9 protein-coding genes and 1 pseudogene are annotated in these 8784 nt (G+C 35.2%); 8 read left to right on the forward strand and 2 right to left on the reverse strand.

All coding sequences use genetic code 11. The features are described from left to right. The 7 genes and pseudogenes from ACEYOS_RS00525 to ACEYOS_RS00555 all read left to right on the forward strand — a co-directional run. A partial coding sequence (locus tag ACEYOS_RS00525) for a hypothetical protein (RefSeq protein WP_373708717.1) occupies window positions 1-181 on the forward strand: 181 nt, incomplete at its 5' end. A gap of 50 nt (window positions 182-231) precedes the next feature. After that, window positions 232-1356, forward strand: coding sequence for a hypothetical protein (locus tag ACEYOS_RS00530; protein WP_373747885.1), 1125 nt, complete (start codon window positions 232-234; stop codon window positions 1354-1356). A 63-nt stretch (window positions 1357-1419) separates the two neighbouring features. Then, window positions 1420-1656, forward strand: a complete 237-nt coding sequence (locus ACEYOS_RS00535; protein ID WP_123903502.1) for a hypothetical protein — start codon at window positions 1420-1422, stop codon at window positions 1654-1656. 115 nt (window positions 1657-1771) lie between these two features. After that, window positions 1772-2611 carry a toprim domain-containing protein gene (locus tag ACEYOS_RS00540; protein WP_024564046.1) on the forward strand — a complete coding sequence of 280 codons (840 nt, stop codon included), beginning with the start codon at window positions 1772-1774 and terminating at the stop codon, window positions 2609-2611. 534 nt (window positions 2612-3145) lie between these two features. Further along, window positions 3146-3241 (forward strand): annotated as a pseudogene (locus ACEYOS_RS00545) (single-stranded DNA-binding protein); the annotation flags it as partial. 168 nt (window positions 3242-3409) lie between these two features. After that, window positions 3410-4378 carry a tyrosine-type recombinase/integrase gene (locus tag ACEYOS_RS00550; protein WP_373797476.1) on the forward strand — a complete coding sequence of 323 codons (969 nt, stop codon included), beginning with the start codon at window positions 3410-3412 and terminating at the stop codon, window positions 4376-4378. Continuing rightward, complete coding sequence (locus tag ACEYOS_RS00555) at window positions 4375-5547, forward strand: IS91 family transposase (RefSeq protein WP_373708986.1); 1173 nt, start codon at window positions 4375-4377, stop codon at window positions 5545-5547. The genes ACEYOS_RS00550 and ACEYOS_RS00555 overlap by 4 nt, the downstream gene beginning before the upstream one ends. A 250-nt stretch (window positions 5548-5797) precedes the next feature. Here ACEYOS_RS00555 and ACEYOS_RS00560 read toward each other — a convergent pair whose 3' ends face one another. Then, window positions 5798-6352, reverse strand: coding sequence for a hypothetical protein (locus tag ACEYOS_RS00560; RefSeq protein ID WP_024566454.1), 555 nt, complete (start codon window positions 6350-6352; stop codon window positions 5798-5800). Between the two features lie 132 nt (window positions 6353-6484). After that, window positions 6485-7624, reverse strand: coding sequence for a prolyl oligopeptidase family serine peptidase (locus ACEYOS_RS00565; RefSeq protein ID WP_069148669.1), 1140 nt, complete (start codon window positions 7622-7624; stop codon window positions 6485-6487). 350 nt (window positions 7625-7974) lie between these two features. Here ACEYOS_RS00565 and catB point away from each other — a divergent pair, with 350 nt between their 5' ends. Next, window positions 7975-8604: a type B chloramphenicol O-acetyltransferase gene (catB, locus tag ACEYOS_RS00570; protein ID WP_010256763.1), complete on the forward strand. Its 630-nt coding sequence runs from the start codon at window positions 7975-7977 to the stop codon at window positions 8602-8604. Window positions 8605-8784 lie beyond the last annotated feature (180 nt).

Raw genomic sequence — 8784 nt, forward strand, 5'->3', positions numbered from 1 at the left:
AATATCTTACGAATATCTGGGTATCCAGAAAGTGAGGATCCCCAATATAGGAGAAGCCGAAAAAAGGGTGTTCAAAGCAACTGGTGTTGATTCCTACAAACACTACAATCTCATTGATGGAGACAAAACACTGAAAAGTGAGAAAATAAAACTAGTAAAGAAAACTGTTCGAACCAAATAATTACCATCTGAAATCAGGAAATAAGAAATCAGGAACATTAAGAATAGAAAATGTCTTTATCTGAAAAAGATTTGCGCCATGTCCGAAAGAAGTTTGAGGACAAGGGAGGAAAAGTTCCCGACAAGATTCGGCTGGGAAACCATTTCGTGGACGACTTTATTTTTGATGACCAACAAGCGGCGGACATCCCAATCAATGCGCTTCGAGTCATTTTCAATATCGTTGCAATTATCGGCAATGAACAGTTTCGTCCCGAAGACCGTCCGAAGCAACTTTCCCTATTTGATGAAGAATTTGAAACAGAAAATAACATTTTCGCCTCCATCAAAATCCGGAACAGTAAAATTTCTCCGAGTGGTTCCACAAAGCAGGTTGTGGATGCCTATGAGTTTCTCGCCAAATTTAAGATGGGATGGTACAAATCGCTTAATTCAAAAGGGAAAGAAATCAAAACATTTGGCGGACTTATTTCTACGCCAACCTATGACCAAAGAGGTTTTACCACATTTCTAATTAGCAGTTACTGGCTGAAAAAATTATTGGTTATTCCCGAATATAATTATGTACTCTATCATCTGGTGTATAATATCAGAAACAACAAACACATTATTTTCTCCATCTGGCTTTCAAAAATTCCCGAATCAGGAACAATGCTGAAGCTGGGTAATTTCAATAAAAAGTTTGGGTTAAATTATAAAAATACCAAAGATTTCTGCTTCAAATTTCTAAAGCCCATCAAAATCAATCTCGACAGATACAATAGTTTTTCTTTCCAATACAGGTATGAAAAGGATTCCATATTTATTGTTCCTATCTTAACCAAAGGATTTTCTCATCCATTTGAAGAAGCAAAAAAACTTATAGAATCAAACCAAGAGAATTTTAACCAAAGTCATAAAATTAACCGAAGATTGCTCTATTTCAAAAAACGATATAGATTAGACGAAGCCGAAACAGTCCAGTTTTTCCATCAATACGAAAATATACCGCAGACAAGGGAACTGATTGAAAGAGCCTTCAAGGAATTTATTAGGAACTGCAGAATGAGAAAGATAGCATCGACCGACTTTAAAGGTCAAAAATTTCTTATTGAAATTCAGGCACACATCAAGCATTTGTATAGAAATACAAAAATGGGAGAAATATTCCCTAATGGCTATCCGATGATTGTCTGATTTCGGAATTGCACTCACCACCAATTCGGAATTGCACTCACTAAAGTTAAAGAAATGTTAAAAATGAACAAAATAACAGCATCGAATTCGGAATTGCACTCACCCGAAGATTTAGAAAACACAAAAATTGTGGATAACCTAGCTGTTTTGTGGATAACTACGGTTATCAGAATAAATGGAAAAATCGATTCGGAATTGCACTCACCCCAAAACAGGCTTTATTTCGGAATTGCACTCACCCAGATTTCGGAATTGAACTCACTAGTTTTCGGAATTGAACTCACCGAAAAACACCATTAAATCCTTTGTGGCAAAAGAAGAATGCCGTTTGCTAAAAGTAATATAAAAGTAAATTAAAAGTCTTTTTTATTTAAAAGGGAAATGTGGATAAGTAATTTGCATTAAAAGAAAAAAAATGAATTGCGAAAAAGTCAAGCAAAACGTCGGAATTCGGGCGGTTTTGGAGTCGTTCGGGCTGTTTCCGGTCAAAGAAAATCCGAAAACTGCGTTTTATTTTGCGTTGGACCGGGAGGAAAAAATTCCAAGTCTGGCGGTCGATTTTGTCAAAAACAAGGCGTTCGATTTTGGAAATGGAAAAAGTTACGATGTGATTTCAATTGTCCAACAGATAAAGAAATGTTCCGTTTCAGAAGCATTGAAATGCCTTTCAACATTGGATTTTAGAGTTCAAAATGAAATAAAATATCACGAAACTACTGGTCAAACATGCAATCAGATTTTAGAAATCAAAGAAATCCAGCATCCTGCATTAATTCAGTATCTGAAGTCCCGAAGAGTTTTTGAGCAAAAGCATAGGGTTAAGGAAATTCACTACGAATTGAAAGGAAGAAAATATTTCGGAATTGGATTTCAGAATAAGTCCGGAGGTTTTGAGATTCGCAATCCACAGTCAAAAATATGTTTGGGAAAAAAGGATGTGACGTTGATTGTTAATGATAACAATCTCAAGAACGAGATTCTCATATTTGAGGGCTTTTTCGATTATCTGACCTACCGAAATTTAGACAAATCAGATAATTCAAACTGTGATTACTTGACTTTAAATTCAACCGCAATGTTTTTCAAGGTGGAAGAAAAACTGAAACAATATGAGAAAATTTCACTTTTTCTAGACAATGATAAGAATGGGAAATCGGTTAAATTAAAAATTAAAAGTCAATACAAAAATGTAGAGGATTGCTCTTTAATTTATCATAATTTTAAGGACTTGAACGAGTGGTTTTGTAATATTTGATCAGTTTAAATCATTGGAGAAACCATTTTCCAATGAATTTCCTTTAGTTTTCCATTAACAACCACGTCCATTGATTAAGTTTCCCAACTGCGGTTGGGCTTTTACGTTTGCAAATGTAGGACGGCACCACCCACACAAAAAAATCTTTTTGGGTTTCTAAAAAAATTCTTTCCACAAGCTCCAACAATTTTTCCAGACACTCCTAAATCCTTCGGACAAAAAGATTTCAAGCCCGATTCGGAATTTTCTGCCTTTATCCAGCGGAACCGAATCGGGTTTTGTATGGATGGTGCCGTCCTATGTTCATGGGCAAAGAAAAAGCCGGAACCTCAGTTGTACGAATCAAATCAACCATAGACGTTCTTTGAAATCAACGGAAAAACAATAAAAATCCAGCAAAAAATACTGTTTTCTAACTTAATATAAAAAAAGAAAAATGCCGAGTGTCCTCGATACCAAATCAATTCACTCCCAACATTTGACCTTTGACAAAACAAAAATTAACAAAATATTAACATTTTAAAATTTAAGATTATGAACACAATCGTAGGTAGAATTACCAAAAATGCAGAAATCAACACCTTGAAAAACGATAAACAGGTCGTAAACTTTTCGGTAGCAACCAATGACTAAATTACTAAAAAAAGTGGAATTGAAAAGCATATGCGGCTAAATATTTAGGCTTTTCAATTCAAGACTTCATCCCGCACTTTGCAAATACTATGTTGAACTAAACCTTCGGTAGCTTTCTCAGCGCCATATTTAGTTACTTTGTAAAACTAATTAAAAATCAGTAAAATGGCAACAAAAAAAAAGAGTTTAGAAGCGCTTAGAGAAAACAAGATCATCAATCAGGCAAAGCGCGAAGTTCCGGGATTTGCGGAACTTTTGCATAGGTTTGAACGTACGGTTTCGGTGTTGGGAAGAAGCCAAAGTACCTTTCAAAATTACTCCAGACACGTCGCTGCGGTGTCGCTACATTTCGGGAAAATTCCTACAGAATTGGATCCCGAGCAAACTCACGATTACCTTTTTTACCTTCAGAAAAAATCTAAATCGCCTTCGCAATCGTATTTTAAACACACCGTTTACGGACTTCGATTTCTGCTTAAATCGGAAGGTCTGAGCTATGATTTTTTGAGTCTTCCGGAAATTAAAAAAGAGAAAAAACTGCCTGTAGTGCTTAGTAAACAGGAGGTTTGGCAGATGTTGTCCGGCTGTAAACTTCTGAAACATAAAATTTTGATCGGCATTCTTTACGGCTGCGGATTGCGATGTATGGAGGTTCGAAATCTCCGTTTATGCGACTTAGATTTTGATAGAAAACAGTTGAAAGTGGTTCAGGGAAAAGGCAAAAAAGACCGCTATTTACCACTTTCCGAACATCTGATTCGTGGACTCAAAAAGTATATCAAAGCGGAAAAACCGGAAGATTATCTCTTTGGAATGCCGCGAGAAGGAAGAGCCGGCGCTTCGACTTCGCTCAGCACAGGCTTCGATTCAAGATATTCGCAGCGGGGCGTTCAGTGGGCGGTAAAGCAGGCATCAAAAACGGCAAACATCCTGAAAGAAGTGAGTGTCCATACGCTTCGGCACAGTTTTGCGACGCATCTTCTGGAAGATGGGATGGATATTTTGAGCATCAAAAATCTTCTCGGTCACGAAAGTATTGACACGACGCTGGTTTATCTTCAAATTGCCCAGCTTTCAACCCAAAAACTCTTTTCACCGCTCGATACCCTTTTTTCAGAATTTGGGAAGAAATGAGTGGTTTTAAAACCAAAAAAAAACAGCCAGCTCAACCTCAACCTCAATCTCAATCTCAATACGAAGTCGCCGATGTTTTAAATATTTTATTTTCAAAATTGGAAAATTTAGAACTTAATTCTTGGCAGTTAAGAACTTTATTTGCCTTAAAAAAGTGCAGAACTTCGGCTTTGGGCGGTCATATCGATGCTTGTGATGAATGTGGAGTTTTAAGCATCAGTTATAACTCCTGCCGAAACCGTCACTGCCCAAAATGTCAGGGCAAAAACCGTGAACAATGGATTGGGATGAGGGAAACCGAACTGCTTCGGGTACCTTATTTCCACGTGGTTTTTACGCTTCCGGATCATTTAAATTCTTTAGCATTGCATCAGCCAAAAATGTTGTATGATATATTGTTTGAATCTGCCTGGGAAATGCTTGAATTGTTTGGAAAAAACAGAGGTTTAAAAATGGGAATGATTGCTGTTTTGCACACTTGGGGGCAGAATCTGAGCCTTCATCCGCATTTGCACTGCATTGTTCCGGGCGGTGGAGTGGATGAAAGCGGAGCTTGGAAAAATCTACGTTCAGACGGCAAATTTTTGTTTCCGGTAAAGGCTTTGAGTAAAGTTTTCAGGGCTAAATTTTGTGAGAAATTAAAAGATAAAAACCTTGAAGAATATACCAAAATCAGGCGAAATCTGTGGGAAAAACCTTGGGTAGTTTACGCCAAAAAGCCTTTTGGAAGCCCAAAATCTGTGGTAGAATATTTGGGCAGATACACGCATAAAATCGCCATCAGCAACCAGAGAATCAGGAAAATTGACGCGGAAACGGTAACTTTTTCTTACAAAGATTACCGCCAAAAAGGCATCAAAAAGCAGATGGTTTTGAGCCATGAAGAGTTTATCCGCCGTTTTGTGATGCATATTTTACCGAAAAGATTTGTAAAAATCCGTCATTATGGTTTTTTGAGCAGCACCTGGAAGCGTATCAAACTTAAAAATCTACAACAAAATTTAGGCATCCAGCCCAAAGAAAAGCTTCCGCCAAAAGCTTTTCAGCCGAAATGTACGTGTTGTAAAGATGGAAATCTTGTGACGATTGCCACGTTCGATCTACGAGGTCCGCCAAGTTGGTTTTTGGAGATGAGCCGAAATTTACCTGCTCCTAAATCTGCATTTTAGCGGATTTGGGTAAGGGAAATGTTAACCTAACGTGAAGGAAAGCACGATAAAACCAAGAAAAACTCGCCAAAATCACCCACAAAAAAAGAGACTCTTCTCAAAGTCTCTTGTATCTCTAAAAATCTTTTGTCGATAAACCCATAGTGTGGGAAAATACCCAACCAAAAGCTGCCGAAGGTTCCGTTCAACAGGGTTTTCATTGTTCGTGCTGCGCACGCAACGAAAACTTAGCTATTATCTGCCGTATTTTTCATTTCTTTTTAATACATACTTGTGAAATTCCTGTCCAGTAGCAAGTTCCAGAACCAAGTTTTTTGAACTGTTGCGAATGTAATTTTTTAAGATTTAATTGTTTGTCAATAATTGTGGCTAAAAATTGAGCCTTTCTTCGACATTCATTTGGTTCAATTGTTTTTGATTCACTTTCTGGATAGACTTCATCAAAACCCTTGTTAAGAATGATTTTATTTTCTGTCACTGTAAAATTTAGTATATCGCCATCTAGATAAAAGTCACCACAATTAATTTTGTCATCCTCATTTTTCAATTGTAATATTCCATTATTCTTAAGGTCATTTATAATTATTTTCGCAATATTCTTATTTATTCTCTTTGTTTTGGTTATGTCCCTTTTACTTTTTTGTTTATGAAATTTTGAATTGATAGTTCCAGAAAATTTTTTATTATTTTTTTCTCTTAATATTACATTTTGCTCTCTTCCACAAAATGATATTTCATAAATCCTATTTTGTGAACTTACAGTGTTAAATAAAAATATCAGAATTACTACAGCGAATCTCTTCATAATATGGCAGATAACGGTTACGTATTGGCGATGGTGCGGCTTTAACGCGGACTTTTTCTTATTATAAAATAATCTGCGGAATATCAAAAATAATTAAAATTGCGATTCCTCCGCGCTATTGCCAATACGATGTTATCTGGCGTTTTTATTTTCAATTAATTCTTTCAGCAAGTTTTCTAGAACTTCATTTCCGTTTTGTTGATAGATAATTCCGTGGTCACCATTTGCTATAGATTCAAAATGCCAATTCCTTGACTTGTTTGTGTTATATATTTTTTCTACATCATCAAACTTAAAAACAGAATCATCTTTTGTATGGATTTCATAAAAAGGTTTATCGAAATTGAAATTAATATTTCCAATCTCTAATTTAGGATTAGCAGAAATCGCATAAAAACCTGTAAAAATACTTGGTCTTTGAGAAGCAAACCAAAAAGTTGCTGTGCCACCATTTGACATTCCTCCCAAATAAATATTTTTTTTATCTATATTATAAGTAGATTTAACTTGAGTCAGAATTTTATAGATGTTCTGAAAAGCCTTTTTTTGATTCATCCAGCCAAAATCTTTCTTACCAAATGGATAAATAATTATGGAATTAAAATGGTCTGCAACTTTAAAAATTGGTTCTTGCGTTATTTCAGGTTTATCAAAATTGAAATTTTCTGTCGAATTAATTCCTCCGTGTAGATATATTATCGCTTTTGTAGGTTTATTAGCGTTGTAATTTTTGGGAACAAAGACTAAATATGGAACATTGATATTTTCCGCGCTTGAATAATATAATGCAAAGCCAGAATTGGCGGTATTAAATTTTGATCTTTTTTTTTGAATAGCATTCTTTGTTATAGTGGAAACCCATTTTTTAGATTTTGCTTCTTCAATTAATTTTTTATCTGCAAATTTATTTTGCATAGTGTTGATAATTGAAGCCCATTTTTCTGTGCTTTTTAATTCCTTGAAATTTTTATCTTTTTTAATAAAATCTATTTCTCCATCTTTTAATCCTAAACCTTTTTCAGCAGCAACATTAAGCCAGTTTAAAGCATCTTCGTCTTTTTTACAATTGACAGCAGAAAGAGAAGCATAGTAATAGTCGTATATGGTACCTTGATTACTATCTATTAATAGAGGTTTAAATATTTCATAAGCGTTACAAAAATCTTTTTTGCTTACAAATTCTTCTGCTTTCGCTATTTGTTGTTCATAATTTTGAGCAAAAGAGAAACTAATAAGTAAAGTTGCTAAAATTGTAAAAATTGTTCTTTTCATACTTTTTTTTAAAATGACAGATAACGGGAAACGCATTGGCGAAGTGGCGGATAAATTGAACCGAAAGTTCAATTTAGCAGTGACGTAGCCGATGTGTTTCCACAGAAGCTAAATTATTAAAAAAAAGCTGAATGTGGGACACATTCGGCGGAATAAAAAGCACAAAAGTTGAATTTTGAACTTAACCCGCCATTTTGCCAATGCGATGTTATGTGTAGTTTTTTAGTATCTTTGTCAGATGAAATTATCAGATTAGCAAATTTACTTTACGCAACGTATAGGAAGAGAATAGTTTAGTATTATTCTTCGTTTCCTTATTGTCTCTTATTGTAAATTAAATATGTTAAATAATGAAAAATTACTTCGAAAGTCCTTTTAAAGGAAAAATAATCAAAGACCACATAACTAATCCCAATATAATTTCGGGTAAATATTCTTATTATTCTGGTTATTATCACGGTCATTCATTTGACGATTGTGCTCGTTATCTGTTTCCGGACAGGAATGATGTCGATAAACTAATTATCGGTTCTTATTGTTCAATAGGGAGCGGTGCAAGTTTCATAATGGCAGGTAATCAAGGTCATAAATATGATTGGATTTCCAGTTTTCCATTTTTTTATATGTCTGAATTTGATGTTTTCAGTAAAAGCCAAGATGGATTTCAAAAAGCAGGAGATACAGTTGTTGGGAATGATGTTTGGATTGGTAGTGAAGCTATGATAATGCCAGGAGTTCAGATAGGAGATGGAGCTGTTATTGGCAGTCGTGCTTTGGTTACAAAAGATGTTGAACCTTATTCAATTGTAGGGGGAAATCCAGCCAAATTGATAAAAAAGAGATTTAGTGATGATGACATCCAAAAATTGCAGGAAATGAAATGGTGGGAATGGGATGAAGAAACCCTTTTTGAAGCAATGCCAATTCTTTGTTCAAATAAAATCGATTTGTTGTACAAGTTTTTTAGAAAAATGAAATGATAAAAAGAAGGTTCCGAAATTCGGAGCCTTTTTGTTTTAACTGCGTTTGCGGCTAAAATTACACATAACGGTTTGGCGCTTGGCGCAGTGGCGGATTTTGGAGCACAAAACTGTCAATACACCACAAAAGTTGATGCGAGGTAGAATGTTCAATTAACCACGTCACCCGCCATTGAGCCA

Source organism: Kaistella sp., from assembly GCF_041824135.1.
GTDB lineage: Bacteria > Bacteroidota > Bacteroidia > Flavobacteriales > Weeksellaceae > Kaistella.